This is a genomic window from Ruegeria sp. TASC047, from assembly GCF_059612445.1.
The window spans coordinates 560,338-585,775 of sequence record NZ_JBXWQP010000029.1 but is presented as its reverse complement, the minus strand read 5'-3'; the positions used below and the strand labels follow the sequence as shown (position 1 = coordinate 585,775).

24 protein-coding genes are annotated in these 25,438 nt (G+C 57.3%); 18 read left to right on the top strand and 6 right to left on the bottom strand.

All coding sequences use genetic code 11. The features are described from left to right. Nucleotides 1–22: 22 nt before the first annotated feature. Together AC2FLO_RS10675 and AC2FLO_RS10670 are read right to left on the bottom strand one after the other, a co-directional pair. The gene (locus AC2FLO_RS10675; RefSeq protein ID WP_496752842.1) at nt 23–370 is read right to left on the bottom strand and encodes an AAA family ATPase; all 348 of its coding nucleotides are present in this window, start codon (nt 368–370) and stop codon (nt 23–25) included. Nucleotides 371–373: 3 nt separating this feature from the next. Then, nucleotides 374–1,534: a CHAD domain-containing protein gene (locus AC2FLO_RS10670; protein WP_496752843.1), complete on the bottom strand. Its 1,161-nt coding sequence runs from the start codon at nt 1,532–1,534 to the stop codon at nt 374–376. A gap of 573 nt (nt 1,535–2,107) precedes the next feature. On the opposite strand from AC2FLO_RS10670, the gene AC2FLO_RS10665 reads away from it, so the two are divergent. Beyond that, nucleotides 2,108–2,455, top strand: a complete 348-nt coding sequence (locus tag AC2FLO_RS10665) for a TfoX/Sxy family protein (RefSeq protein ID WP_209504134.1) — start codon at nt 2,108–2,110, stop codon at nt 2,453–2,455. A 59-nt stretch (nt 2,456–2,514) separates the two neighbouring features. Here AC2FLO_RS10665 and ndk read toward each other — a convergent pair whose 3' ends face one another. Together ndk and AC2FLO_RS10655 are read right to left on the bottom strand one after the other, a co-directional pair. Further along, nucleotides 2,515–2,937 (bottom strand): nucleoside-diphosphate kinase, encoded by a 423-nt coding sequence (ndk, locus tag AC2FLO_RS10660; protein WP_008757405.1) that lies wholly within the window; start codon nt 2,935–2,937, stop codon nt 2,515–2,517. A 115-nt stretch (nt 2,938–3,052) separates the two neighbouring features. Then, on the bottom strand, nt 3,053–4,255 hold the full coding sequence (locus AC2FLO_RS10655; RefSeq protein WP_496752844.1) for a multidrug effflux MFS transporter: 1,203 nt from the start codon (nt 4,253–4,255) through the stop codon (nt 3,053–3,055). Between the two features lie 107 nt (nt 4,256–4,362). Here AC2FLO_RS10655 and AC2FLO_RS10650 point away from each other — a divergent pair, with 107 nt between their 5' ends. The 11 genes from AC2FLO_RS10650 (at nt 4,363) to AC2FLO_RS10600 (ending at nt 18,156) form a co-directional block, all read left to right on the top strand. Then, nucleotides 4,363–6,213 (top strand): ABC-F family ATP-binding cassette domain-containing protein, encoded by a 1,851-nt coding sequence (locus AC2FLO_RS10650; protein ID WP_496752845.1) that lies wholly within the window; start codon nt 4,363–4,365, stop codon nt 6,211–6,213. Next, complete coding sequence (locus AC2FLO_RS10645) at nt 6,210–6,602, top strand: ACT domain-containing protein (RefSeq protein WP_496752846.1); 393 nt, start codon at nt 6,210–6,212, stop codon at nt 6,600–6,602. Before AC2FLO_RS10650 ends, AC2FLO_RS10645 begins: the two co-directional genes overlap by 4 nt. Then, nucleotides 6,599–7,219, top strand: coding sequence for a MarC family protein (locus AC2FLO_RS10640; protein WP_209504138.1), 621 nt, complete (start codon nt 6,599–6,601; stop codon nt 7,217–7,219). The genes AC2FLO_RS10645 and AC2FLO_RS10640 overlap by 4 nt, the downstream gene beginning before the upstream one ends. A 42-nt stretch (nt 7,220–7,261) precedes the next feature. Further along, entirely contained in the window at nt 7,262–7,843 is a 582-nt protein-coding gene (locus tag AC2FLO_RS10635; protein WP_480583877.1) for a retropepsin-like aspartic protease family protein, read from the top strand. 48 nt (nt 7,844–7,891) lie between these two features. Next, entirely contained in the window at nt 7,892–8,512 is a 621-nt protein-coding gene (locus AC2FLO_RS10630; RefSeq protein WP_267364161.1) for an ImuA family protein, read from the top strand. Nucleotides 8,513–8,574: 62 nt separating this feature from the next. Beyond that, the gene (locus AC2FLO_RS10625) at nt 8,575–9,789 is read left to right on the top strand and encodes an MFS transporter (protein WP_496752847.1); all 1,215 of its coding nucleotides are present in this window, start codon (nt 8,575–8,577) and stop codon (nt 9,787–9,789) included. Further along, nucleotides 9,786–10,382 (top strand): YceI family protein, encoded by a 597-nt coding sequence (locus AC2FLO_RS10620; RefSeq protein ID WP_496752848.1) that lies wholly within the window; start codon nt 9,786–9,788, stop codon nt 10,380–10,382. Before AC2FLO_RS10625 ends, AC2FLO_RS10620 begins: the two co-directional genes overlap by 4 nt. Before the next feature lie 80 nt (nt 10,383–10,462). Then, complete coding sequence (locus AC2FLO_RS10615; protein ID WP_496752849.1) at nt 10,463–11,683, top strand: MFS transporter; 1,221 nt, start codon at nt 10,463–10,465, stop codon at nt 11,681–11,683. 206 nt (nt 11,684–11,889) lie between these two features. Further along, a complete protein-coding gene (metG, locus tag AC2FLO_RS10610; RefSeq protein ID WP_496811675.1) occupies nt 11,890–13,608 on the top strand; it encodes a methionine--tRNA ligase in 1,719 nt (572 codons plus the stop codon). Nucleotides 13,609–13,857: 249 nt separating this feature from the next. Next, the gene (locus AC2FLO_RS10605) at nt 13,858–15,015 is read left to right on the top strand and encodes an efflux RND transporter periplasmic adaptor subunit (RefSeq protein ID WP_496752851.1); all 1,158 of its coding nucleotides are present in this window, start codon (nt 13,858–13,860) and stop codon (nt 15,013–15,015) included. Between the two features lie 3 nt (nt 15,016–15,018). Continuing rightward, entirely contained in the window at nt 15,019–18,156 is a 3,138-nt protein-coding gene (locus AC2FLO_RS10600) for an efflux RND transporter permease subunit (protein WP_496752852.1), read from the top strand. A 43-nt stretch (nt 18,157–18,199) separates the two neighbouring features. Here AC2FLO_RS10600 and AC2FLO_RS10595 read toward each other — a convergent pair whose 3' ends face one another. Further along, the gene (locus AC2FLO_RS10595) at nt 18,200–18,745 is read right to left on the bottom strand and encodes a DUF2087 domain-containing protein (RefSeq protein WP_496752853.1); all 546 of its coding nucleotides are present in this window, start codon (nt 18,743–18,745) and stop codon (nt 18,200–18,202) included. Between the two features lie 195 nt (nt 18,746–18,940). Next, complete coding sequence (gene glpD, locus AC2FLO_RS10590; RefSeq protein ID WP_496752854.1) at nt 18,941–20,527, bottom strand: glycerol-3-phosphate dehydrogenase; 1,587 nt, start codon at nt 20,525–20,527, stop codon at nt 18,941–18,943. A 179-nt stretch (nt 20,528–20,706) separates the two neighbouring features. On the opposite strand from glpD, the gene AC2FLO_RS10585 reads away from it, so the two are divergent. The 6 genes from AC2FLO_RS10585 to AC2FLO_RS10560 all read left to right on the top strand — a co-directional run bounded on the left by AC2FLO_RS10585 (nt 20,707) and on the right by AC2FLO_RS10560 (nt 25,438). After that, nucleotides 20,707–21,468 (top strand): DeoR/GlpR family DNA-binding transcription regulator, encoded by a 762-nt coding sequence (locus tag AC2FLO_RS10585; protein ID WP_496752855.1) that lies wholly within the window; start codon nt 20,707–20,709, stop codon nt 21,466–21,468. Between the two features lie 107 nt (nt 21,469–21,575). Beyond that, nucleotides 21,576–21,731 carry a DUF5993 family protein gene (locus AC2FLO_RS10580; RefSeq protein ID WP_480583848.1) on the top strand — a complete coding sequence of 52 codons (156 nt, stop codon included), beginning with the start codon at nt 21,576–21,578 and terminating at the stop codon, nt 21,729–21,731. Between the two features lie 10 nt (nt 21,732–21,741). Next, nucleotides 21,742–22,311, top strand: coding sequence for a disulfide bond formation protein B (locus tag AC2FLO_RS10575; protein ID WP_480583845.1), 570 nt, complete (start codon nt 21,742–21,744; stop codon nt 22,309–22,311). A 35-nt stretch (nt 22,312–22,346) separates the two neighbouring features. Further along, complete coding sequence (locus tag AC2FLO_RS10570) at nt 22,347–22,709, top strand: DUF3302 domain-containing protein (RefSeq protein ID WP_480485873.1); 363 nt, start codon at nt 22,347–22,349, stop codon at nt 22,707–22,709. A gap of 21 nt (nt 22,710–22,730) precedes the next feature. Then, nucleotides 22,731–23,876, top strand: a complete 1,146-nt coding sequence (locus tag AC2FLO_RS10565) for an HlyD family secretion protein (protein WP_496752856.1) — start codon at nt 22,731–22,733, stop codon at nt 23,874–23,876. Nucleotides 23,877–23,887: 11 nt separating this feature from the next. Beyond that, the gene (locus AC2FLO_RS10560) at nt 23,888–25,438 is read left to right on the top strand and encodes an efflux transporter outer membrane subunit (RefSeq protein ID WP_496752857.1); all 1,551 of its coding nucleotides are present in this window, start codon (nt 23,888–23,890) and stop codon (nt 25,436–25,438) included.

The following is a 25,438-nucleotide window of genomic DNA, read 5'->3' as shown; positions in this document are numbered from 1 at the left end:
CGCCCCCACTCTTTCTTCCAGCTCATCGAACAGCGCCCGGTATGCTTGCCAGCCGCGCCGCGACCTGCGTAAGTATTGGCAAAGGCCCGATGCTGCGCCATTGAAAAGAACGCCCGCAGCTTTTCTGATGCATATTGTGTTTGTCGGAAATGCTAATCAGTTGACCAAATAACCGCTCGAACAGGGTTGTGGGAATGGCAGGAACAAGGATTTCATCGGCGGCTCGAGAATAGACCCCAGACGCACCCCCAGAATCGAGATCACACAGCAAAACCTGCCGTCCGGTTTGCACACAGACATAGGCCAGGTTCACGGAAGTCGCGGTGTGTCCAACACCGCCCTTATTGCTGTAAAAGGAAATGATCTTCATTCCTTACTCCTTTTTGTGGTGAAACAGACTGCGGAACATGTGCCGGATTTCTTGCCCGTCGAACTGATGGAAACTTGCGACAACGCGCTTTCTTTCCGTCTTTTGGCGTTGATCAAGCACAGCGATTAGGCCGCCCACGGACAAACCGATCTGCGCGTTTACGCGGCCTTGCGTATCGGCGCGAGACGCTACAAAGGTCAACAACGCATCTTGCTGAACAGAATAGTCGTTGAACAAACCAAGACTATCCTGAAGTTTTTTCAACGGCTTAAGGATCACTCTAAATCCATTCCCGTCGAATAGTGGGGCAAACAATTCCATCAGATATCTTAGTTTTTTGCATTCGATACGAAGGTCATGCACCGTCCTGTCTGGTTTATCGTCGCTTATGCCGCGCGCCAGTTTGCACACCTTGCGATAGCGCTTCCAGATCAGCGCGCAGGCATAGTCATACGCACCGAGATGCGCGTTTGGCCCAAGGTCCAAGTGATCTGAACTTGCAAACATTGCGGTCAGGTCGGTCATGGACGTCGTGTAGTCGGCGCTGCGCAACCAGCGTGACAGGCGCAATTGCTCTTGTGTACGTTCCGTTTGAAACTGATCAAACATCTCGGACAGTCCTGAGTGAAGGTTCGGCGGGATAAGATTGAAATACTTGTCTTTTTCCAGAAGGTAGACATCCAAATCACGCAGAGGTCCAGTACAGGTCATGAGGTCGGAAAAGACCCGCTTCAGCTCGGCCGTCTGGGCTACAGACAACACACCCTTGAACAGGCTGATCACTGACCTGATCTTGCGCAACGATACCCGGTAATCGTGCAAAAACTCAGTGTCGATATCAGCGATCACGCCTTCTTCGTTTTGCCGCGCAACCCGCAGATATGTTTGAATGATTTTTGCAGCGACTTCGCAGGAAGGTTCTGCTTGACCAATCTTCATTTCAGGCTTGGCCTGATAGGGAACCATGTCTGGAAACAGACTGGAATAGACGGTTTCAATGTCACGAACACCGCCCGAAATGTTGGCGAGAGCAGAACGGACCAACTGATAGGCCTTCTTATACCCGCGCAACTGCTGAATTCGTACAATGGTCGCCTGCCCTGATTGCGTTGACATGTACGTTAAAGTTCCCCTGACTTGAATCTTTTGCTGATCATCAAGCACGGCAAGGGTCTTTGCCTCGATCTCTCCAACACCGATCTGCGTCAGCGCCCGTAGTTCAGGAAAGTCGCTTAGCGCCTTCTGCACAGGTCCTACTGGCAAGTCCCGCGCAAACCGCAGATACCCCGAGTATTGCTGAGACAAAGGGCCATGATTCTTCCGCAGCAGGTGCAACACCCCGCTGGTATGGATCAAAGCACGACCGGAGGCACGCAATGACTGATCGTGACAATCCAGCAATGCGAAAGCTTTGACGGGGCTATCGGGTGAAGCTTTTGGGGAAAACCCGGCAATGGCACTTTCCAGTGCCGTTTCGTCAATCTTCGCTGGGAAAATGAACTGATCGCCTGACGATCTGGTCATGATAGGCCTTTCCAGTTCAAATTCAGAAACCCCTTTACAGGTTTCTCAACGGTCATTTGCGCGCCCGCCCCTTTGTTTGGTGGGCTGCCCCAACGCAATTCAGGGTTTTCTTGTTCAGTCTCGGCGGAACCCGAAAGGACATCAAGGCATTATGACTGCGACCGAGTGTATTCACGGGGTGACAGGCCCCGGGCGCCGAAGTAAGACACCGCTATGAGCGAACCAGTATCTTCAATCCGAAACCTTGGCCCCGCCTTTGAACAGGCCTGCGCCCGCGCTGGTATTCATTCGGCCGAGGCGCTGCGTGAACTGGGGCCGGACGAAGCCTATGCTCGCCTGTTGCGCGCCGGCACCAGGGCACATTTCATCGGATACTATGTTTTGGTGATGGGATTGCAGGGCCGCCCGTGGAACGACTGCAAGGGCGACGAGAAAAAAGCTCTGCGCGAAAGGTTCGACGCAATCAAAGCCGGTAACGGGGCTGCTCCGGAAAATCAGATGATTGCAGATCTGGACGCTATCGGAGTTCGTGTTGCACCAAAGGACCTAAAGCAGGTCTGAACGAATGAGGCCGCACCCAACCAAGGATGCGGCCCCAATCTGTCAGCAATGGCTGTGGCTTAGCCGACCAGCTCAATGCCCGAGAAGAAATATGCGATTTCAACCGCTGCGGTTTCCGGAGCGTCCGAACCGTGGACCGAGTTTTCACCGACCGATTCCGCGAACTCGGCGCGAATGGTGCCGGGGGCTGCGTCCGCAGGGTTGGTTGCGCCCATGACTTCACGGTTCTTTGCAATGGCACCTTCGCCTTCCAGAACCTGAACAACAACCGGAGCCGACGACATGAATTCGCACAGTTCGTCATAGAACGGACGTTCGGCATGAACGTCATAGAACTTGCCAGCCTGAGCTTTGGTCATGTGAATGCGCTTTTGCGCCACAATGCGCAGGCCAGCTTCTTCGAACTTGGCGTTGATCTTGCCGGTCAGGTTGCGGCGGGTTGCATCGGGTTTGATGATCGAGAATGTGCGTTCCAGTGCCATGTCGGCCTCTCCTTATAATGTGACGCGGGACCCGCGCCGAAATCCATCGCGCGCCGGGTATCACGGACTTTGGCCCATGAAAAGTGTAATGATGCCTTGCCCGTGGCTTTGCAGTTCAGATTGTGTCCGGCAAAGGGTCGACGCGGTCCAGTCGACGGACGTAAAGCACCGCCAGCAAGCCAGCAAAGCTACAGGCCCACATCATGCCCAGTACCAGATACGGCCCATTTTCGGGGCTAACGAACGCGCCGGTCATTGAGGTCAGAACAGCGCCCAAAGCCACGATCATTGCCCCCGACAGCCCTGCCGCGCTTCCTGCCAGTCCGGGGCGTACCGACATGACACCGGCCGCGGCATTGGCATTGGTCAAACCGTTGCCAAAGCCGACACAGATTGCCGAGCCGAAGAAGACCCAGACCGATCCCTGATCAGCGAGAAACAGCATCAATCCGCAAAACGGCCCGGTCGAGGCCACGATCCGCCCCGACAAGATCATCGTCGTCAGCCGCGTCCGGGCCGCAATCCGACCGGTGACAAAATTGCCAACCATGAACCCGCCGGTGATGATGCCAATCCCCAGCCCCAGCGTTGCTGGGCTCAGGTCGAACCACGCTGCGGCAACCAGCGGCGCACCGGTGATAAAGCTGTAGAACCCCCCAATCGAAAACGCCGCGCATAAGGCGTAACCCCAGAACCTGCGGGCACGGAACAGGTGTGGATACTCGCGCAGTTGGGCACCAAATGTGGAAGAGCGGTTGGTGTTGGTCTCGCCCATGTCGAACCAAAGCAGCACCAGCAACCCTGCCCCAAGCAACGAGTACAGGACAAACCCCGAGCGCCAACCGAAAAGCATATCCAGCGCCCCACCCAACATCGGCCCAAGCATCGGGGCCAAAGCCATAGCCATCGCGACGTAACCGAGTTTGCTTGCCGCCTCATTCGGTGCGTAACGGTCTCTGATCGACGCGCTGGACAGGACCGAGCCCGCGACAACAGCAGCCTGAAGCAGACGGAAGCCAAGAAAAACCCAGATCGATCCAGCCAGCGTGCATCCGATCGACGCAAGGGCAAATATTGATATACAAATCAAAAGGATAGGTCTGCGACCAAAGCGATCCGATAAAGGGCCCATAATCAGTTGCAATACTGCTGAAACCGCCAGATACCCCGCGACCGACAGGTTCATCAGACCGTAATCCACAGCGAAATCTTCACTCATATGTGCCAGCGACGGCAGGAACATGTTGAGCGTCAGTACAGACAGCGCCGTAGCATAGATCAACGTGATCAGGGATGGAGGCGTCCGGGCCGCGCGCATGTGGAAAACCGTTTCAAAAAGCAAACGAGACAGCGCTAACACATTGCTTGACACTTGAAAATGCCAAGCCGCTGGCGGCGGCATCACACCTCTGCTAAGAGCGCTCCATGTTACGGATCGAAGACATCACCTATGCCGTTGAAGGCCGCCCATTGTTTGATGGCGCCAGTGCAACCATACCAGACGGTCACAAGGTTGGCCTTGTGGGCCGGAATGGCACGGGAAAGACCACGCTTTTTCGCCTGATCCGCGGGGAGCTGGCGCTGGAATCGGGCAATATTTCGGTCCCCAAGCGCGCCCGCATTGGCGGGGTCGCGCAAGAGGTCCCCTCGTCCAACGTTTCGCTGATCGACACTGTTCTGGCCGCTGATACCGAACGCAGCGCCCTGATGGCCGAGGCTGGCAACGCAACAGATCCCACGCGAATTGCCGAAATCCAGACGCGGCTGGCCGATATCGACGCCTGGTCGGCCGAGGCCCGCGCGGCCTCGATCCTCAAGGGGTTGGGGTTTGACGACGCAGACCAGTTGCGCCCCTGCTCGGATTTCTCGGGCGGTTGGCGGATGCGCGTGGCCTTGGCGGCAGTTTTGTTCTCTCAACCGGATTTGTTGCTGTTGGACGAACCGACCAACTATCTGGACCTCGAAGGCGCGCTATGGCTGGAAAGCTATCTGGCGAAATATCCGCACACGGTCATAATCATCAGCCATGACCGGGACTTGCTGAACCGTGCCGTAGGGTCGATCCTGCATCTGGAGGATCGCAAACTCACCTATTACGCCGTGCCTTATGACAAATTCGCCGAACGGCGGGCGGAACGTCTAGCGCAGGCGGAATCAGAGAATGCAAAGGCAAAGGCCCGCATCGCTCATTTGCAGAGCTTCGTGGATCGGTTTCGATATAAGGCATCCAAGGCCGTTCAGGCCCAATCGCGCCTGAAAATGATCGAACGCATCCAGTTGGTCTCAACCCCGCAAGAGGCCGCGCTGCGCGCGTTTTCCTTCCCCGAACCCGAGGAACTGTCGCCGCCGATCATCCAGATCGAAGGTGGTGTCACCGGCTATGGCGAGATCGAAGTACTGCGCCGCCTGCATCTGCGCATCGATCAGGATGACCGTATCGCGCTGTTGGGCAAGAACGGTCAGGGCAAATCTACCCTGTCCAAACTGTTGTCAGACCGCCTGCCCCTCATGGCGGGTAAGATGGCCCGCAGCAACAAGCTGCGCATCGGGTATTTCGCTCAGCATCAGGTGGACGAGCTTTATGTGAACGAAACGCCACTGGACCACCTGCGCCGCCTGCGCCCGGACGAGGCGCCAGGCAAGTGGCGCTCGCGTTTGGCGGGGTTCGGCCTGAATGCGGCTCAGGCGGAAACCGAGGTTGGCCGCCTGTCGGGTGGGCAAAAAGCACGCCTGTCACTGCTGCTGGCCACCATCGACGCACCGCATATGCTGATCCTCGATGAACCGACGAACCATCTGGATATCGAAAGCCGTGAGGCGCTGGTCGAAGCACTGACCGCCTATTCCGGCGCTGTCGTGCTGGTCAGCCACGACATGCACCTTCTGTCGCTTGTTGCCGATCGGTTGTGGCTGGTCTCGGACGGTACGGTCAAATCTTATGACGGTGACCTTGAATCCTACCGGGCCCTTTTGCTGGCGCGTGACAAACCGGTGAAAGAAAAGCCGCAAACAGAGAAGCCCAAACGCGCCTCGCGCGATACCATGCTGGCATTGCGGGCGGACCTGCGCAAATGCGAGGACCGGGTCGAGAAACTGACAGAGATGCACGACAAGCTCGCGGCAAAACTGGCCGACCCGGCGCTTTACGAAGACGACAAGATCAACGATCTGGAAACCTGGAACCGCAAATTCGCCGAGGTGGTCGAGGCCATGCAAAAAGCAGAAGCGCTTTGGATCGCCGCTGCCGAGCGACTGGAACAGGCAGAAACGGTATGAGCGATCCCGTTGTTGAAACCAAAGCGATGATCGCGGGAATGCACCCCGAAATTCAACCCGACGAATTCGCATTTGTGGTCTGGCCCGAAGATATGGACTGGCCCGACGGGACACGCGCCAGTTGCGTCGAGGCCGAAGGGCTGTCTTTAATCGTTCCGATCAATTGCGCGCCAAAAGAGGCGGTTGCTATGCGTTGTATCACGCTTCAAGTGCACTCCTCGCTCGAAGGCGTGGGTCTGACCGCCGCGGTCTCGGGGGTGTTGGCACAGGCCGGAATTCCGGCGAACATGGTTGCGGGCTATCACCACGATCATGTTTATGTTCCCTCCGGACGGGCCGAAGACGCCCTAAAAATTTTGAAACATCTGCAACAGAGTAGCAAAGAGTGATTGACACCGCATTTCTGATCACTGCGTTCACAACGCTTTTCGTGGTTCTTGATCCACCGGCGCAAACTCCGATTTTTGTGGCCCTGACCCAGAACATGGATTGGCACACGCGCCGCTCTGTCGCGATACGCGCATGCCTGACGGCAGGCGGCATTCTGGCCATGTTCGCGGCCTTTGGCGAAGCGTTGCTGGGTTTTGTCGGCATCTCGATGGAGGCGTTTCGCGTTGCGGGAGGTGTTCTTCTGTTTCTGACCGCGCTCGACATGCTGTTTGAACGCCGGACCAAACGTCGTGAAAACAGCGCCGAAGAAGAAGAACATCCGGACCCGTCGGTGTTTCCGCTGGGCATCCCACTGATTGCAGGACCCGGTGCGATTGCCACCATGATCCTGCTGGCCGGTCAACATCCCGGCATTCAGGGTCTGGCGGTGGTCATCGGCGTTATGCTGGTCGTTCTGGCAATGGTTTTTGTGATGTATCTTTCATCAGGGGCCGTGGCACGGCTTTTGGGGAAAACCGGGCTGAACGTGTTGACCCGGCTTCTTGGGATGCTGCTGGCTGCATTGTCTGTTCAGTTTATTCTTGATGGCCTCAAGGCCTTTGGATTCGCATCTTAAATCCCCATATTCACAAGGTTGAGGGGATTTCCGGGTAACCGCATGGACAGTTTCGATATTGGACGCCTGATCTATCTGGCCCTGCTGGGGGCGGCGCTGCTGATGTGGTTTGTCACGCATAATCGGCAGTCGCTTGGCAAGACATTGCAGCAGGTCATGGCATGGGTGTTCATTTTTGTCGGGGTCATTGCACTGGTCGGTCTGTGGGAGGATATTCGTTCCTCGGTCACTCCCGCGCCGCAGATGAGTGTCACCGGTAACTCGGTTGAGGTTCCCCGCGCTTATGATGGCCATTATTACCTTCCGGTTCTGGTGAATGGTGAGCTGATCACCTTTCTTGTCGACACCGGTGCCAGCCAGATCGTGTTGAACGCGCGGGATGCCAAACGGGCAGGCATTGATCCCGATCAGCTGAACTATTTCGGGCGCGCCTTGACTGCAAACGGTGAGGTGCGTACCGCGCCGGTGCGGCTTGAGACCCTGACGATAGGACCCATTACGGATCAGAACGTTTCGGCCTGGGTCAACGAGGGTGAGCTGGATAAATCGCTTTTGGGGATGGAATATCTGCACCGTTTTTCAAGCATTCAGTTTGCGGATGGCAAGCTGATCCTGTCCCGTTGATGCCTCTCACCTCTTGAGAACAAAAGTGGAACATGATAGCTTGCGGGCATGTCTGCTCAGCTTCTTGGTCCCAAACCTGCACGTCAGGTCCCGGGGGTAAATCTCCATTCCCAGATCACCCTGCAACCGGGTCGCGTGCATGAAGCTTGCGGACCCGCCCGACGCAGCTTTGCCATCTGGCTGGCCGGTCAGACACAGGGTCCCGTGCTGTGGATTTCCCCCGCGTGGGAGCCCGCTCAACTGAACCCCGACGGAATTATGGCCTTTGCTGATCCGGCGCGTTTTCTGTTCGTCCACCCCACCCGCGCCGAAGATCTGCTATGGTGTATTGAAGAGGCGCTGCGCAGCGGGGCCATCCCGCTGATCATAGGCGACCTGCCCGGCGCGCCGGGGCTGACGCCGGTGCGGCGGATGCATCTGGCCGCAGAACAAGGCGGTACGATGGGCCAAGCCCCGCTTGGCTTGCTGCTGACGCCCGGTGATGGCGGCGCACAAGGGGTTGAGACACGCTGGCACATGGCCGCCGCCCATCAGGGGGATGCCAGGCACTGGACCCTGACCCGCCGCCGCGCCCGCGCCCTGCCCCCGGTCAGCTGGCAGGCCACTCAGACCGCTGCCCGCACCGGTCTGCACCTGAAACGCATTGAAACAGAGGACATTCTGACGTGAAGCCGCAAGGATCACGCAAGATGTGACTCGCCAAACTCCGGATCGCACCCTAGCGTCGCCGCATGAGCCATCCGATCCATGACAGCCGCTATTCCTGGATTCGCCTTCTGATCACGCTCGCCATCGCAACTGTGGCGAATGTAGGGATGTGGGCGGTCATCGTGGTCATGCCTACTGTCGAAGCAGAATTCGGCGCCAGTCGCGCCGAAGCCTCGATGCCATATACGCTTACGATGATCGGATTTGCGCTGGGCAATATGTGGCTAGGACAACTGGTGGACCGGCTGGGCGTGACACGCGCCCTGATCGGCGCCGCTGTATTAAGCGCCTTCAGCTATCTATTGGCAACGCTGGCCCCGAATATAACACTACTATCTGCGGCGCATCTGCTGGTCGGGCTGGGAACATCGATCGGGTTTGGCCCCTTGATCGCCGATATCTCGCACTGGTTCATGAAGCGGCGTGGGTTCGCCGTCGCATTGGTGGCCAGCGGAAACTATATCTCTGGCGCAATCTGGCCCACCCTGCTGTCCGGCATTCTGTTACGGGATGGCTGGCAACAGGTCTACCTGACATTGGCGCTATTGACGCTGCTGATTGTCATCCCCCTGTCCTTGCTGTTGCGTCGTCAGGTCCCGGTCGAAGCACACAGCACAGCCGCGGCCACAGCCCAGATCAACGCGCGCACTGTCGGCGTTTCACCACGCGTGTTACAGTACATCCTTGGCCTGGCTGGTATTGGATGCTGCGTAGCGATGTCCATGCCACAGGTCCATATCGTGTCGTATTGCGTCGGGCTGGGATACGGCCCCGCAGTGGGGGCTGAAATGCTATCGCTGATGCTGCTAGGTGGCGTCGCCAGCCGTATTCTCTCGGGCCTGTTGGCCGACCGTCTGGGCGGCGTCATGACGCTCTTGATCGGCTCAGTCTTGCAGTGCATCGCCCTGTTCCTGTTCCTGCCATATGACGGGATGGTCTCACTTTATGTGATCAGCTTTCTGTTCGGTCTGGCGCAGGGTGGCATCGTGCCCAGCTACGCTTTGGTTGTCCGTGAATACATGCCGCCGCAGGACGCCGGGGCGCGGGTCGGATTCGTCTTGATGATGACCATCCTTGGCATGGCGCTTGGCGGCTGGATGTCAGGCTGGATTTACGATGTCACCGGAAGTTACCAACTGGCCTTCGTCAACGGAATTCTTTGGAACGGTCTGAACATTGCCATCGTTCTGATGTTGATCAAAAGATCCCGCCCCAGACGGGACACGGTCATGGCATGACACACCTAACCCGCCGCTTGGTGCTTGCAGGGATGGTGGCTCTGCCTTTGGCCCGTACGGTGCAGGCCGCGTTGCAGCCATACATTTTGTCAACGAAAACCACCGTGGTTGGTTTTACCTTTGATCTGTCAGGTATCCCTCAGACCGGATCAATGCCGATCCGGCAGGCGGACGTACAGATTGACATGCACCGCCTGCAAAATAGCCGGGTCACGGTGGTGCTGGATGTCAACAAGGCCAGAACACGCTTGCCCTTTGCCCGCATGCCGATGCTCGGCCCCGGTGTTTTGGGCGCCGAAACCTACCCGATAATTCAATTCGTATCGACTGACATTCAATTGGGGGCGGATGGGCGCATATCGAATGGTGCTCGTGTCACGGGGGAACTGAGTATCCGAGATGTGACGCACCCCATAACTTTGGATGCCAACCTATACCGCCAGCCCGGAACAGCCGCGAACGACCTCAATCGCCTGTCCATAGGTTTGACCGGGACATTGAACCGGCACGATTTCGGTGCCTCGGGTTATCCCGATCTGGTAGGACAAAACGTCGGACTGGACATACGTGCCGAGATCATTCGTGCAACCTAATCGACAAAAAGCAAAAAACGACTGGATAAAGTCGAATAGTTGCGCGCATTGTCCGGTGACGCCGCCTATCTGAGAAAACCATGCGCACGATCATTTCATTTGCCGCCCTGTTTCTTTCGGTCATTCTGCTTCAGCTTTCAACGGGCGGCGTCGGGCCACTTGATGCCATTTCCGGGATCACCTTAAGCTTTTCGACCGAACAGATCGGTATGCTGGGTTCAGCGCATTTCCTTGGCTTTTTCATAGGTTGCTGGTGGGCGCCGCGTCTGATGGGCAGTGTCGGGCATTCCCGCGCATTTGCCGTATGCACAGCGCTGGGCGCGATGGGGTTGATCGGGCACACCCTGACAGACAATCCTTATGTATGGGCGGCGTTGCGCATCGCCTCGGGCACATGTGTGGCAGGTAGTTACACTGTCATCGAAGCGTGGCTGAATGCAAAAGTGACCAATGAGACACGTGGACGAGCCATGGGCACCTATCGCATCGTCGATATGGGTGCCTCGCTGAGTGCTCAGTTGATCATCGCCGTCCTGCCACCCGCCTCGTATGTTTCCTATAACCTCTTGGCGATCCTTTGCTGCGCCTCATTGCTGCCGCTGACACTGACACGCGCAAGTCAGCCGAAGACGCCCGACGCCCCCCGCCTGCGCCCGAAACTGGCATGGCACAGTTCGCCGTTGGCCGTAGCGGGTGTCATTGTTTCGGCACTCAGTTCAGCGTCTTTCCGAATGGTCGGGCCCGTCTACGGTCAGGAAGTCGGATTGGGAGTGGATCAAATCGCCTTCTTCCTCGCCTCTTTCGTTCTGGGCGGGGCGCTGGCGCAGTATCCGATGGGATGGCTCGCGGACAAATACGACCGGCGCTGGGTCTTGATCTGGCTTTCGGTCGCGGCGGTACTAAGCTGCGGGGTCACAATGGCGGTAAGCGACACGGGAACTGTAGGTGTCATGCTTGCAGCGGCGCTTTTTGGGTTCACGACATTCCCGATCTTTTCAGTATCATCCGCACATGCCAACGATTTTGCGACAACCGAACAAAGGGTCGAGTTATCTGCCGCCTTGATGTTCTGGTACGCGCTGGGGGCTATTGCGTCACCCTATATCACGTCAACACTGATCCAGGATTTTGGACCCAGCGCGCTGTTTGCATTTGTCGCGGTTGGGCATGTGTTCCTGATCGGTTTCGGCCTGGCCCGGATGCGGTCGCGTCCGACACCCGCGGAAAGAACCAATTACGTCTACGCACCACGTACATCCTTTACGGTCGGAAGGTTGCTGAAACGCGCCCGCGAGGAATGAATAGCGGACCCGCAGCCCTGCATTGCGCAGAGTCTGCATATTGACTGACCACATTCTGACCGGTTTACAACGGCCATCGGTGACTTGGTCGTCCCATCAGGCGCGCGTTACAAATCAGAGTTATTCCAGTCATCTACGAAACCGGGCTTTTGCTGAGCAGTGACTTAGGTTAGACGAACGCGCAGTTAGATATGCGGAAACGGAATATGGCTCGGATTCTCATCACCTCGGCGATCCCTTACATCAATGGGATCAAGCATCTCGGCAATCTGATCGGCTCGCAACTGCCTGCCGACTTGTATGCACGCTACCAGCGTGGCCGGGGGAACGAGGTCATGTTCCTGTGTGCCACCGACGAACACGGCACCCCGGCCGAACTGGCCGCTGCCAAAGCTGGAAAGCCGGTGGCCGAGTATTGCGCGGACATGTACGAAATTCAGGCCGACATCGCCAAGCGTTTTGGGATGAGCTTTGACCACTTTGGCCGCTCATCCAGCGATCAGAACAAAAAGCTGACCCAACATTTCGCCGGAAAACTGGATGCGGCCGGGTTGATCCGTGAGGTCACGGAAAAGCAAATCTATTCCAACGCGGATGGTCGCTTTCTTCCCGACCGCTATATCGAGGGCACCTGCCCCAATTGCGGGTATGAGAACGCACGTGGCGACCAGTGTGAAAACTGCACCAAGCAGTTGGATCCGACCGACCTGATTGAACCGCGCTCGGCCATTTCGGGCTCGACCGATCTGGAAGTGCGTGAGACCAAGCACCTCTATCTGCGCCAATCGGCGATGAAGGATCAGCTGGATGCCTGGATTGACAGCAAAACTGACTGGCCGATCCTGACCACATCCATTGCCAAGAAATGGCTGCATGATGGCGACGGGCTGCAAGACCGGGGGATCACCCGCGATCTGGACTGGGGCGTTCCGGTCAAGAAAGGCGAACAGGACTGGCCCGGTATGGAAGGCAAGGTGTTCTATGTCTGGTTCGATGCGCCGATTGAATACATCGCCTGCGCCAAGGAATGGGCGGATTCGACCGGGAAACCCGATTCCGAATGGGAACGCTGGTGGCGCACCGATAAGGGTGCGGACGATGTGCGTTATGTCCAGTTCATGGGCAAGGACAACGTGCCATTTCACACGCTTTCTTTCCCCGCTACTATTCTGGGGTCGGGCGAGCCGTGGAAGATGGTCGACCATCTGAAATCCTTCAACTACCTGAATTACGACGGCGGCCAGTTCTCGACCTCGCAGGGGCGTGGCGTCTTTATGGATCAGGCGCTCGAGATTCTGCCAGCTGACTACTGGCGGTGGTGGCTGCTGAGCCATGCGCCGGAAAGCAGCGACAGCGAGTTCACGTGGGATAACTTCCAACAATCCGTGAATAAGGATCTGGCCGATGTTCTGGGCAACTTCGTCAGCCGCATCACCAAGTTCTGTCGCTCGAAATTTGGTGAGGTGGTGCCCGAAGGCGGTGAGTTTGGCGAGCGTGAGAACGCTCTGATCGATGAACTCACCAAACGCGTCCGCGCTTATGAGGCGCATATGGAAGCAATGGACGTCCGCAAGTCGGCTCAGGAACTGCGGGCCATCTGGGTGGCTGGCAATGAATACCTGCAAGCTGCAGCGCCGTGGTCAACCTTCAAGGAAGACCCCGAAGGGGCCGCTGCGCAGGTGCGTCTGGGCCTGAACCTGATCCGGTTCTATGCCGTGCTCAGCGCGCCGTTCATCCCTGATACCTCAGCCAAGATGCTAAGCGCCATGAACACGCTTGATACCAGCTGGCCCAAGGACGTGGCCGCAGCGTTGAACGCCCTGCCAGCGGGTCACGACTTTGTCGTTCCTGACGTTCTGTTTGCCAAGATCACAGACGAACAGCGCGAAGAATGGCAGGCAAAATTCGCCGGCAAACGCAGCTGACCACCCTGACATTCGTCAGCTCAAACGGGGGCCGTTGGCCCCTGTTTTCGTTCGGCACCTCGGAACGGACCAACACCTAAACCAGCTTAGTTGCTGAAATTTTTGGCGTCATCGCAAACCACAGCGGGACTCATCGCGCTTGAGAATTCGTGGCAAACAAGCCATCCTGCAAACAAGTTTTGTCGACTCGCGCGATTGTGACCGCCGGGATGGACACCAATTGTTTCTGAAATGCACGAGGCTTTCGCCATGTCCCAAGTTTTCCCTTTTCCAACTCAGGCCCGCAATCCAATAGCCACCGCACTATTGCTGATTTCCCTGGGACTGGCCCAACCTGCAACTGCACAGGACGAAGGAGCGGCACCGAAAGTTACGATTGCGGCCGCCTACACCGAAGAAATCACCGACGAGGCTTCCTTCATAGGGCGCGCTCAGGCGATCAATAAGGTCGACATCGTCGCCCGCGTGAACGGTTTTCTCAACAGCCGGAATGTAGAGGATGGGGCTACGGTCAAGGAAGGAGACCTGTTGTTCACCATCGAGCCGGACCTTTACGAGGCGACATTGGAGGCCCGAAAAGCTGATCTAAACCGGGCCGAGGCGAACCTTGAGCTGGCCAAAGTCGATCTGGCGCGAAAGGAAGAGCTTTACAAACGCGACGCGACACCTGAATCCGAACGCGACATCGCGCGGGCCAACGAACTGGTCGCCGAGGCTGAGGTCAAGGCCGCAAATGCGGCGATCCAGCAGGCCGAACTGGACCTGAGCTATACGCAGATCCACGCACCTTTTGATGGGCGTATCGGCAGCATCACCACCAGCGTCGGCGATGTGGTAGGCCCGACCAACCCGCCGCTGGTGAACATTGTCAGCGAGACGCCGATCTATGTGAATTTCTCTCTGAACGAAAAACTTTTCACTTCGGTTCTTCAGGCAGTTGGCGCAAATTCAGCTTCTCTTGCGGACAGCCCGCAAGGCCCCAATGTGCATATCACGCTGCCAAATGGAACCAAGTTGGATGAAACGGGCAGGATCGTATTCGTTGACAATCGTATCGACCCGTTGACCGGCGCGATCACAATGCGCGCCCAGTTCGAAAATGCCGACCGTTTGATCCTGGACGGTGCATTCGTGAATGTGCAGATCGAAGCGTTGCAACCGACCTTGCAAGTTCTGGTGCCGCAAGCTGCGCTGCAACGCGATCAGCGTGGTGATTTTGTTCTGGTTGTAAACGACAAGCAGATGGTGGAGCAGCGATACATCACCACAGGCAACACAGAAGGTACCGCCATCATCGTTACCGAAGGCTTGCGTGAGGGCGAAAGCGTGATTGTCGAGGGCCTGCAACGGGTCCGTCCCGGTGTGGCTGTTGACGCGGTCGTCGCCTCTGAACAGCCGGGAGAGTAATCGATGTTCTCAGCCCTGTTCATCAGCCGGCCGAAGCTGGCGTTAGTCATTTCGCTTGTGCTGACCATCATGGGTGGCATCGGCTATTTGGTGCTGCCGGTCGCGCAGTTCCCCGACATTACTCCGCCCGTGGTCAACGTATCCACCAAATACACCGGAGCAAATGCGGAAACAGTGGAAAACACCGTTGCCGCTCCGATCGAGGCGCAGGTAAACGGCGTGGACGACATGATCTACATGACGTCCAGATCGTCTGACAACGGCTCGTATTCGTTGGACGTAACTTTCGAAGTTGGCACCGACCCTGATATCGCCTCGGTCAACGTTCAGAACCGGGTGGCACAGGCAATGTCGTCGTTGCCCTCCGAAGTGACATCTTCGGGCGTTGTCACACAAAAATCGTCGACCAACATGCTGATGCTGGTCACGCTGACCTCGCCCAACGGCACCTATGACAGCGTGTTTCTTTCCAACTATGCCTCGATCAACCTGCGCGATGCGCTGGCGCGTGTGCAGGGCGTGGGTAAAGCTGATGTTCTGACCAACTTGGAATACGCCATGCGGGTCTGGATGGACCCTGACAAGATGGCGGCCCTTTCCATCACGCCAGGCGACGTGATCAACGCGATCCGCGAACAGAATATCGAAGTGTCCGCCGGTTCGATCGGTGCGCCACCTGTTCCCGAAGGCCAGACCTTTCAATACACGATCAAGTCCAAAGGGCGACTGACATCCGCCGAAGAATTTGGCGATATCGTGATCCGTACCGGAGATGCTGGCGCAATTATCCGCGTAAGGGACATCGCCCGAGTTGAGCTTGGTGCAGAATTCTACTCGGCATCCGGCTATTTTCAGGCCGTGCCTGCCACCGTCATCGGCATCTATCAAGCCCCAGGCGCAAACGCCCTGGCCGTTTCAGAGCGCGTGCAGGCGGAACTGGAGCGGCTGTCCCGCGCATTCCCGACGGATGTCGAATATGAAGTACCCTTCAACACAACAGACTTTGTCGAAGCCTCTTTGAATGACGTCGTATCGACACTGATCCTGACCTTCACCCTCGTGATCTCGGTCGTTTTTGTGTTCCTGGGAAGTTGGCGTGCGACGATCATCCCCGCGGTTGCCATCCCGGTCTCACTGATCGGCACGTTTGCTTTCTTGCTGGCCTTCGGCATGTCGTTGAACACGATCTCGCTGTTCGCGCTGGTACTGGCCATTGGGATCGTGGTTGATGACGCCATCGTCGTGGTCGAAAACGTCGAGCGCATCATCGCTGATGAGGGGCTGCCCCCAGCCGAAGCCACCCGTAAGGCGATGGGGCAGATCACAGGCCCGGTCATCGCGACCACGCTGGTATTGCTGGCGGTATTCGTGCCCGTGACCTTCATGCCGGGCATCTCAGGGCGGCTGTACTCTCAGTTCGCTGTCACGATCTCGACCGCTGTTGTGATCTCGTCGATCAACGCGCTAACACTGTCGCCCGCGCTGTGTGGGCTGGTCCTTAAGGCCCGCTCAGGGCCGCCCAAAGGGCTGCTTGCACTGTTCGAAAACTTCATTGGTGGCGTTCGCAACGGCTATGTCGCCATTGTTCGCAAACTGCTTGTATTTCCGGCTATCGCGCTGGCCATCGTGGTTGGGCTCGGCATGGGAACAGGGGCAATCATGTCAAACACGTCCGCCGGGTTTATCCCGCTGGAAGACAATGGCTATCTCTTTGTCGACGTGCAACTGCCTGACGCCGCGACGCTGGAACGGACCGAGGCCGTGACAAAGCGCCTCGATGACCAGATACGCGAGATCCCGGGTGTGTCCAGCACCGTTCTGATCAATGGCTTCTCATTGCTGAACGGCACAATCACCAACGGCGCTGCGATCTTCGTGAACCTCGACAACTGGAGCGAACGGCAGGAAGAAGACCTGAGCGCCGAAGCCATTTTAGCCAAGGTGCTGGCCATCGCGAATAATGAGACCGCAGCCTCGACCGTTGCCTTCAACCCGCCACCAATTCAGGGTCTCGGCATGTCTGCCGGGGTTGAGATGGAGGTGCAGCAAACCGGTGGCGGTTCACCGCAGGATCTGGCATCGGCTGTGGGGTCGTTTGTCTATTCGGCCAACCAACGACCCGAGATCGGGCAAGCCTATACGACATTCCGTGCCAACGTTCCGCAGCTGTTCGTGGATCTGGACCGCGAGAAAGCCAAGACACTGGACGTCTCGGTGGCTGAGATTTTCCAGACCATGCAAGCCCAGCTGGGGTCGTATTATGTCAACGACTTCAACCTGTTTGGTCGCGTCTATCGCGTAATGATCCAGGCGGAAGGCAGCTATCGCGACAATGTCGATGACATTGCCAGCCTCTATGTGCGTTCACAGAAGGGCGACATGGTGCCACTGGGTACCCTGATTGACGTGGAAAACGTTTTGGGGCCGGTTCTGCTGAAACGGCATAACCTGTTCCGGTCGGCAACGGTGACAGCGGTGCCAGCGCCGGGCCTGTCCAGCGGCGATGCGATCACAGCGATGACAGAGGTCTCTGCTTCGGCTCTGCCGCCGGGATACTCGTTCGAATGGACGGGGACGGCCCAACAACAATTGGCGTCCGGCAGCCTCGTGATCATCATTCTGGGGCTGGCTATCCTATTCGGTTACCTGTTTCTGGTTGGACAGTATGAAAGCTGGACTATGCCGGTCTCGATCTTGCTGTCTGTGGTCGTGGCCCTGTTCGGGGCGGTGGCGGCAGTTGCCATCGTTGGCAGTGACATAAACCTCTATACGCAGATCGGGATGATCATGCTGGTGGGTCTGGCTTCGAAGAACGGAATTCTGATCGTCGAGTTTGCAATGGAACAGCGCGCCAAGGGTCTTTCGATCAAGGAAGCTGCCGTCGAGGCAGCTCATCAGCGGTTCCGCGCTGTCATGATGACCGCCCTGTCTTTCCTGCTGGGAGTCGTACCGCTGCTGGCTGCCAATGGTGCGGGTGCGGCCAGCCAAAAAGCCATCGGTGTCGCCGTGTTCGGTGGCATGTTGGCCGCGACGCTGGTTGGCGTAATCGTGGTGCCTGTCCTCTACGCTCTGATGCAAAGCATGCGCGAGTGGCTGAAAGGCAGTAAAAACGATCCCGGCCCTTCAGAAGAAGCGGCCTGATCCGATCAAAGCCCCGCCCATCAGCGGGGCTTTTTTTCTGGTGTCAGTCTGATCTTTCCCGCCGCCGTTCAGAGAGTTCGCGGATCACCACCTTTGCCTCTGGTGTCGGCGCCTGCTCGACCCGGCGATAATCCGATCCATCCCGGTTCCGTGTCAGCAGCCCACAGGAAATCATGGTCCGGCGCAGGGTTGCAGGGTCATCAAAACAATGTTCGGCATTGAGGCACACGTTGACCGCACCTTCTTGCAGCGCCACGGCTGCCGGTACCGCAGACCAGAGCCCCCACAAAGACAAAGTCTGCACCGATCGTTTTGACGGCCATTGCCGAAGTCTGCCCTGCCCGTCGAACAGGTGCAGTGTGCGCTCAACCGTGCGCATGTCAGCAACTGGTTGTTTCGGGCGAGCCTCGATCCGCCTGGCAGCGGCACTGGTGGCGCGCATATGTTGCACGTTCTGAAACCCGGCGGCACGAGCGACCATATTCATCAGGGTCAGGTGCGACGGGCTGGAGTCGCCAAGTTGTTGGGACAGGATACGCACGAATCCGGTCAGATCATCGGCGTGCAAGGGTACAGGAGTTTTGCTCATCACAAATCCATATCGGGCGTTTTGCGCGATCGTTGGTCGCTGACTTGACGAAACAACGCCCTGATGGTTGCGATAGTTTCACATACACTGGCAGGTTTAGCACTCTGGGTAAGAGCAGCGACGCCTCGGTGTCTGCCGACCGTATCCAACGGCTAGCACAACACTCATCACCCGCCAAGAGGATAGAAAGATGGATCAGGTCGAGCCGGGGGCCAGCCGTTCAGCCATCCAGCCGTCGATCCGCGCGATCTGCTCGGCATTCAGTCGCAGGCCCAGCTTGTTGCGCCGCCAGACGACATCTTCGGCGGTCCGTGCATATTCCTTGTCGATCAGCCACGCGACTTCCCGCGCGGTCAGGGTTGCGCCAAAATCCTCACCCAGATCAGACAGCTGTTGCGCATCCCCAAGGACATCTGTTGCTTCGGTTCCATAGGCCCTGATCAGGCGTGCAGCCCAGGCGGCACCCAGAAACGGATACGCGGCCTGAAGCTGGTCAGTCAGGGCTTCAACAGCGTCAACCGGAAAGTCACCGCCCGGCAACGCCACACCAGCGGTCCAGGGGCCCGGCATATTTGGAAAGAATTCACCAACCTTCTCCAGAGCACTTTCCGCGAGCCTGCGATAGGTGGTGATCTTGCCGCCAAACACGTTCAATACAGGCGCCCCACCCTGCGCATCGACTTTCAGCGTGTAATCTCGCGTTGCTGCGGTGGCACTGCTGGCACCGTCGTCATAAAGCGGCCGCACACCAGAATAGGTCCACACAACATCTTCGCGGGTCACAGCGCGCTTGAAATACTTCGATGCGAAGGCGCACAGATACTCCTGCTCGGCCTCGGTACAGACGGGTTTCGTGTCAGGGTCCGGGTGATCCTGATCCGTTGTGCCGATCAGGGTAAAGTCCTGCTCATATGGAATGGCGAAAATGATGCGGCCGTCTTCGCCCTGAAAGAAATAGCACTTGTCGTGGTCATACAGCCGGGATGTCACAATATGGCTGCCCCGAACAAGCCGAACACCCTCGCGTGAGTTCACACGGATCTTGGTCTGGATGATGTCCCCGACCCAAGGGCCACCCGCATTGATCAGCATTCTGGCCCGAACAAGACGGGTTTCGCCGCTGCTGCGATCACGAATCGATACCTGCCAAAGGTCGTCCACCCGCTCGGCCGAAATCACCTCGGTTCGCACCATGATCTGCGCACCGCGCGCCTCGGCGTCGCGGGCATTCAGAACCACCAACCGCGAGTCTTCGATCCAGCAATCAGAATATTCATAAGCCGTTTCGAACTTGTCCTGTAACGGGACGCCTTCCGGAGCCGATCGCAGGTTCAGCGACGTGGTGCCCGGCAGAATTTTGCGACCACCCAGATTGTCATACATGAATAAACCCAACCGGATCAGCCAAGCCGGACGCCGCCCGCGCATCCACGGCATGACCGTACTGAGCAGCCGAGAGGTCGGCGTTTCCGAGTCAAACCGCATGTCCTTGTGGTATGGCAGCACAAAGCGCATCGGCCAGCTGATATGCGGCATCGCGCGCAACAGGGTTTCACGCTCGATCAGGGCCTCACGGACCAGACGGATTTCGAAATACTCCAGATAGCGCAAACCGCCATGAAACAATTTCGTCGAGGCTGATGACGTGGCCGAGGCCAGATCATTCATCTCTGCCAATGTAACTGACAGCCCGCGACCAGCAGCATCCCGAGCGATGCCGCAACCATTGATCCCGCCACCGATGATAAAAAGGTCCGTTGTCTGAACGTCCGCTGACCGCATACCAATGATTCCTTGTCAGGATGGATGACAGGCATTTGCCAGAACATCCTTCGTATGGTCAATGTTTTTGTTCGAATTTTTTCGATTTGTAACAGTAACCTGAAATTTTCTAACACCTTCCTTGCAAAACCGGCCAAAAAGAACAAAAACGAAAGAAGCACTTCAAGTTTGGAAACACCATGTCCCTGTCTTTTCGCCAATCTGACATTCTGGACATTGCCGGGGCCGAAGGCCGCGTCACCGTTGACGGGTTGGCCGAAAGATTTGGTGTCACGGTCCAGACGATCCGGCGCGACCTGACCGAGCTGGCCGAGGCAGGTAAACTGGATCGGGTGCATGGCGGCGCGGTGCTGCGCTCGGGCGTGTCCAACATCGGATATGAAGACCGCCGTGCCCTGAACGCCGACGCCAAGACCCGTATTGCAAAGGCTTGCGCCACCGATATCCCCGACGGCGCATCGATCTTCATGAACATCGGAACCTCGACCGAGGCCGTGGCGCGGCAATTGCTGAACCACAAGAATCTGATGGTTGTGACCAACAACATGAATGTCGCAAACATTCTGATTGAGAACCCGGATTGTGAGGTCGTCATGGCCGGTGGCGTTCTGCGGCGCACCGACGGCGGGTTGATCGGGAACCTGACTGTTTCGACCATTCGGCAATTCAAATTTGACCTTGCCGTAATCGGCTGTTCAGCTTTGGACACTGACGGAGATCTTCTGGACTTCGACTTTCAGGAGGTACAAGTCAGCCAGACCATCATTGCGCAGGCACGCCGCACATTTCTGGTTGCCGACTATTCCAAGTTTCACCGCTCGGCCCCGGCCCGCATCACTTCTTTGGCAGAAATCGACGCAATTTACACGGATGCGCCGTTACCAGGCGATCTGCACCTGCGCAGTCAGGAATGGCAAACGGACATCGTCCTGTGTAACTAGCGGACATTAAGAATAGTCCCCAAATTACCGCGTCGCTTGCCAGATGCCACCCGGCCTGACACTATCGTCTTCATAAAGATATGTGCACGGGAGGGGAGCACCGGGCCATGATTGCGCTTTTATTTGCACTACTTACCGCCACGATGGGGCTCAACTATTTCAACATGACAAAGGCAGGCAAAGCGCTGTTCTTCCTTACAATTGCCCTCAGTATCTACTGGTTGAAATTCCACGCCACCAGTCAGCTGACAATTCAGCTTTGAGGGCCTCATCATGACACCCGAACTGTCACGTACACTAAACGCGATCGGAATGCTGGCCGTCAGTCTCGTTCTGGCGCTGGCATTCTTCTATCAACTTGTCCTTTACGAACTGCCCTGTCCGCTTTGCCTGTTGCAGCGTGTCGGCTTTGTAGCCGTCGGCGTCGGGCTGGGCCTGAACCTGCTTTATGGCGCGCGACCGCAGCACTATGCCATCATGCTGATTGCCGCTTTGTATGGCGGCAGTGTTTCGATCCGGCAAATCCTGTTGCACATTGTGCCTGGAACCGGCCACTACGGATCGCCCGTTCTGGGGCTGCATTATTACACTTGGGCGGGCATCGCCTTTTTCCTTGTCCTGCTGGGTACGTCGTTCATGCTGCTGTTTGATCGCCAATATGACTCGGGCGCGGCCAGCGAGGTACGTTTTGGGGGAAACAAGCTGGCCAAAACCGCCTTCTTTGTCATGCTGGCACTTGCCGTACTGAACGCCGGTTCAACTCTGCTGGAATGCGGACCGGGCATTTGTGATGACCCGCCAACGGACTACAAGTTGATTGACGAACTGAAAACGAATGATTGAGGATACCCTAACCTTCCCCTGATGGAGGCACGCACATGGGACTATTGGGCCAGCCGCTGGGCTATTATGACTATCTGACATTGGTCGCGCTGATCCTGCTGCTTGCAGCAGTTATGGCGCTGTTCCTGTTCATTATGGGCCTTCCGGGGCGGATCGCGATCAAACGTAATCATCCCCATGCCGAAGCCGTAAAGATCATGGGATGGATGGGGTTTTTGGCTGTCGTGCCTTGGGTTCACGCCTTCATGTGGGCTTTCCACGATGGCGTCACGGTCGATATTCGCCGGGGCCCGGACGAGGAAAAAGATGCCATTCGAGATGAAATTAAACGCCTGGGCGGCAAGGTCAAACCCGAATACCAGGATCGTCTGGACACAGACGACACACAACCCAGTTAAGACCGAAGGACCCTAATACCTATGTTCGTCGCCCTCGGCATCACGCTGTTCTACATCATTTTCGTCTGGCTCATTTTCTTCAAGCTGGAATGGCTGAAGTTCAACATTGCCTGGGGCATTGTTTCGTTCTGGGTGGGTGCACATCTGCTGCTGATCTTCCTTGTGGCGCTTCGCTTCTTTCAACCATTTTCGGCAGACAGCCACGTGGTACGCTCGACCATACAGATCATCCCCAAGCTGACACAGCCAACGATCCTGTCCGAGGTGCTTGTCGAACCAAATACACCGGTCACAAAGGGCGATCCGCTGTATCGGTTCGATGACACGGTGTTTTCGCTGGCGGTCGATAATGCGCAGGCCCAGTTGGTGGCGGCACAGCAGAATGCTAAAATCCTTGAACAGGATGTCATTGCGTCGACCGAAGCTGTCGAACGGGCCAATGCGCAATTGGCCTATGCGCAAACCCAACAGGCGCGGTATGAGAATCTTGTTCCGGCCGGAGGCGCCCGTCAGGACGATCTGGATCGATGGAACGAACAGGTGACCGAAGACCAGGCCGCCGTCAAACAGGCTGGGGCCAACCTGACCAAGGCTCAACTGGCGCTGGAATCGCAGATTGACGGCGTGAACACCGGCATCCTTCAGGCGCAGGCGCAATTGGCCGAGGCCGAGTATTTTCTGGAAAACACAACAATCTATGCGCCTGAAAATGGCATGATCGTCTCACAGCAGGCCCGCCCCGGATTGGTGGTCGGTGACGTCCGGTTGGGTGCGATCGCCAGCTTTGTGACTGATGAAAGCCCTTATATCCTTGCCACATTCCGCCAGCAGAACCTGAAATTTGTCGAACCGGGACAAGAGGTCGAAGTCGCGCTTGATCTTTATCCCGGCGAAATCCTGACGGGCAAGGTCGAAGCGATCTGGTGGGCCACCCGGCAAGGGCAACTCATCCCGTCGGGCCGCCTGCCCGGTTTCGAGCTGCCCAAACTGCCCGGTCGGATTGCGGTTCAGATCACCGTCGATGTGCCGGAAGACCACATTTTCCCAGCGGGCGGCCATGCCGCTGTGGCGATCTATACAGGTCAAGGCAAGAGTTTTGAGTTTCTGAGGCGCATCAACATCCGCCTTTATTCCTTCGCCAACTTCATCCGACCCCTGGATATCTGAGGATGCGCGCCATGACACTCCGCAGGTTGTTGGGAACCGCCATTTGCGCCGCCACTCTCGCGGCTTGCACACCCGTTGGACCGGATTTTGTGCGCCCCAATTCACCTGTCGTGAAACAATGGATTGAGGTCAACAACCCCAGCGCCGGTCAAAGCGGGCTGACCTCGCGAAGTGCGCCAGTCGTAAAATGGTGGCAGACATTCAATGATCCGACCCTTAACAAACTGATTGCCGAGGCTTACGCCCAGAACCTGACACTTCAGGTCGCTGGTGCGCGGGTTTTGCAGGCGCGCGCGCAACTGGGTATCGCCTTTGGCGAGCTTTACCCGCAGTCGCAGGCCATTGGCGGCTCGCTTGAACGGCGCCAGATCAGCGACAATCTGGGGCCAATTTCGGATGTTAATCGCGTCATCCCGCTGGATACCGAGTTCTCGACCTCGCAAGTCGGCTTCGATGCCCAGTGGGAGTTGGACGTCTGGGGCGCGCAGCGGCGCGGCGTTCAGGCCGCGCGATCCAATCTGGCCCTGCAAGTGGCAAACTACGACGACGCGTTGGTGACACTGACCGGGGACGTCGCCGCGCTTTACGTCAATATCCGGGCGCTACAAGAGACGCTGGCAATTGCGCGCGAGAACATCAAATTGCAGCAGGACTCGGCAGACCTGACTCAGCTGCGGTTCAACAATGGTGTCACCACGGAACTGGACGTGCAGGAATCCACCGCCCTGTTGAACAACACTAAGGCGCTGGTACCCGAACTGGAAAGCGACCTGCAACAGACCAAGAACGCGCTTGCGGTGTTGTTGGGCACGACACCTTCACGCATGACCGGTCTGCTGGGCAATACCGGCCGCATTCCATCGGCCCGAGCAAATGTGGCAGTGGGCGTTCCCGCTGAATTGCTGCGCCGCCGCCCGGATGTGCGCGCGGCTGAACTGGCGGCAGCCACGCAGTCGGCGCAGGTGGGCATCGCGATGGCGGACCTGTATCCCCAATTCATCCTGTCAGGCGCAATCGGTCTGCAGGCATCCGGAGGGCGCGATCTGTTCAGCGGCGGCAGCACAACCGGACTGGCCAGTGCGGGTGTGGTCTGGAATGTGCTGAACTATGGCCGCATCAAGAACAATGTTCGCGCGCAGGACGCCGCTTACCAGGCGCTGATTGCGAATTATCAGAACACTGTGCTGACCGCTTATTCCGAGGTTGAAAGTGCCATGGTCGCTTATGCGCAGGCACGTAAGCAGGTCGGGTTCTATCGGCAAAGTGTCGACGCCTCACGCAAAGCTGCCGAAATCGCCGTCAGCCAATATACAGATGGCATTGCCGATTATTCGCGCGTGCTGAACACCCAGACCGCACTATTGCGGTCGCAGGCCAATCTGATCGAGGCACGGCAGCAGGTATCCAGCAATCTGGTGGCGGTTTACAAGGGTTTGGGCGGCGGATGGCAAATCCGGCAAAATCAGGAATTCCTGCCCGAAACCGTTCTGGCCGAGATGGCCTATCGCACGGATTGGGGCGATCTGCTGCAGAAAACCCCAACCCGCGCAAGCCTGAATTAG

What these genes read in the sequence shown, in the direction of transcription:
- AC2FLO_RS10605 (WP_496752851.1), top strand. Translation starts at nt 13,858, where the DNA reads ATGTCCCAAGTTTTCCCTTTTCCAACTCAGGCCCGCAATCCAATAGCC.
- AC2FLO_RS10650 (WP_496752845.1), top strand. Translation starts at nt 4,363, where the DNA reads ATGTTACGGATCGAAGACATCACCTATGCCGTTGAAGGCCGCCCATTG.
- AC2FLO_RS10645 (WP_496752846.1), top strand. Translation starts at nt 6,210, where the DNA reads ATGAGCGATCCCGTTGTTGAAACCAAAGCGATGATCGCGGGAATGCAC.
- AC2FLO_RS10595 (WP_496752853.1), bottom strand. Translation starts at nt 18,745, where the DNA reads ATGAGCAAAACTCCTGTACCCTTGCACGCCGATGATCTGACCGGATTC.
- AC2FLO_RS10675 (WP_496752842.1), bottom strand. Translation starts at nt 370, where the DNA reads ATGAAGATCATTTCCTTTTACAGCAATAAGGGCGGTGTTGGACACACC.
- AC2FLO_RS10575 (WP_480583845.1), top strand. Translation starts at nt 21,742, where the DNA reads ATGACACCCGAACTGTCACGTACACTAAACGCGATCGGAATGCTGGCC.
- AC2FLO_RS10655 (WP_496752844.1), bottom strand. Translation starts at nt 4,255, where the DNA reads ATGCGCGCGGCCCGGACGCCTCCATCCCTGATCACGTTGATCTATGCT.
- AC2FLO_RS10665 (WP_209504134.1), top strand. Translation starts at nt 2,108, where the DNA reads ATGAGCGAACCAGTATCTTCAATCCGAAACCTTGGCCCCGCCTTTGAA.
- metG (WP_496811675.1), top strand. Translation starts at nt 11,890, where the DNA reads ATGGCTCGGATTCTCATCACCTCGGCGATCCCTTACATCAATGGGATC.
- AC2FLO_RS10625 (WP_496752847.1), top strand. Translation starts at nt 8,575, where the DNA reads ATGAGCCATCCGATCCATGACAGCCGCTATTCCTGGATTCGCCTTCTG.
- ndk (WP_008757405.1), bottom strand. Translation starts at nt 2,937, where the DNA reads ATGGCACTGGAACGCACATTCTCGATCATCAAACCCGATGCAACCCGC.
- AC2FLO_RS10635 (WP_480583877.1), top strand. Translation starts at nt 7,262, where the DNA reads ATGGACAGTTTCGATATTGGACGCCTGATCTATCTGGCCCTGCTGGGG.
- AC2FLO_RS10630 (WP_267364161.1), top strand. Translation starts at nt 7,892, where the DNA reads ATGTCTGCTCAGCTTCTTGGTCCCAAACCTGCACGTCAGGTCCCGGGG.
- AC2FLO_RS10560 (WP_496752857.1), top strand. Translation starts at nt 23,888, where the DNA reads ATGACACTCCGCAGGTTGTTGGGAACCGCCATTTGCGCCGCCACTCTC.
- AC2FLO_RS10565 (WP_496752856.1), top strand. Translation starts at nt 22,731, where the DNA reads ATGTTCGTCGCCCTCGGCATCACGCTGTTCTACATCATTTTCGTCTGG.
- AC2FLO_RS10620 (WP_496752848.1), top strand. Translation starts at nt 9,786, where the DNA reads ATGACACACCTAACCCGCCGCTTGGTGCTTGCAGGGATGGTGGCTCTG.
- AC2FLO_RS10570 (WP_480485873.1), top strand. Translation starts at nt 22,347, where the DNA reads ATGGGACTATTGGGCCAGCCGCTGGGCTATTATGACTATCTGACATTG.
- glpD (WP_496752854.1), bottom strand. Translation starts at nt 20,527, where the DNA reads ATGCGGTCAGCGGACGTTCAGACAACGGACCTTTTTATCATCGGTGGC.
- AC2FLO_RS10580 (WP_480583848.1), top strand. Translation starts at nt 21,576, where the DNA reads ATGATTGCGCTTTTATTTGCACTACTTACCGCCACGATGGGGCTCAAC.
- AC2FLO_RS10600 (WP_496752852.1), top strand. Translation starts at nt 15,019, where the DNA reads ATGTTCTCAGCCCTGTTCATCAGCCGGCCGAAGCTGGCGTTAGTCATT.
- AC2FLO_RS10585 (WP_496752855.1), top strand. Translation starts at nt 20,707, where the DNA reads ATGTCCCTGTCTTTTCGCCAATCTGACATTCTGGACATTGCCGGGGCC.
- AC2FLO_RS10615 (WP_496752849.1), top strand. Translation starts at nt 10,463, where the DNA reads ATGCGCACGATCATTTCATTTGCCGCCCTGTTTCTTTCGGTCATTCTG.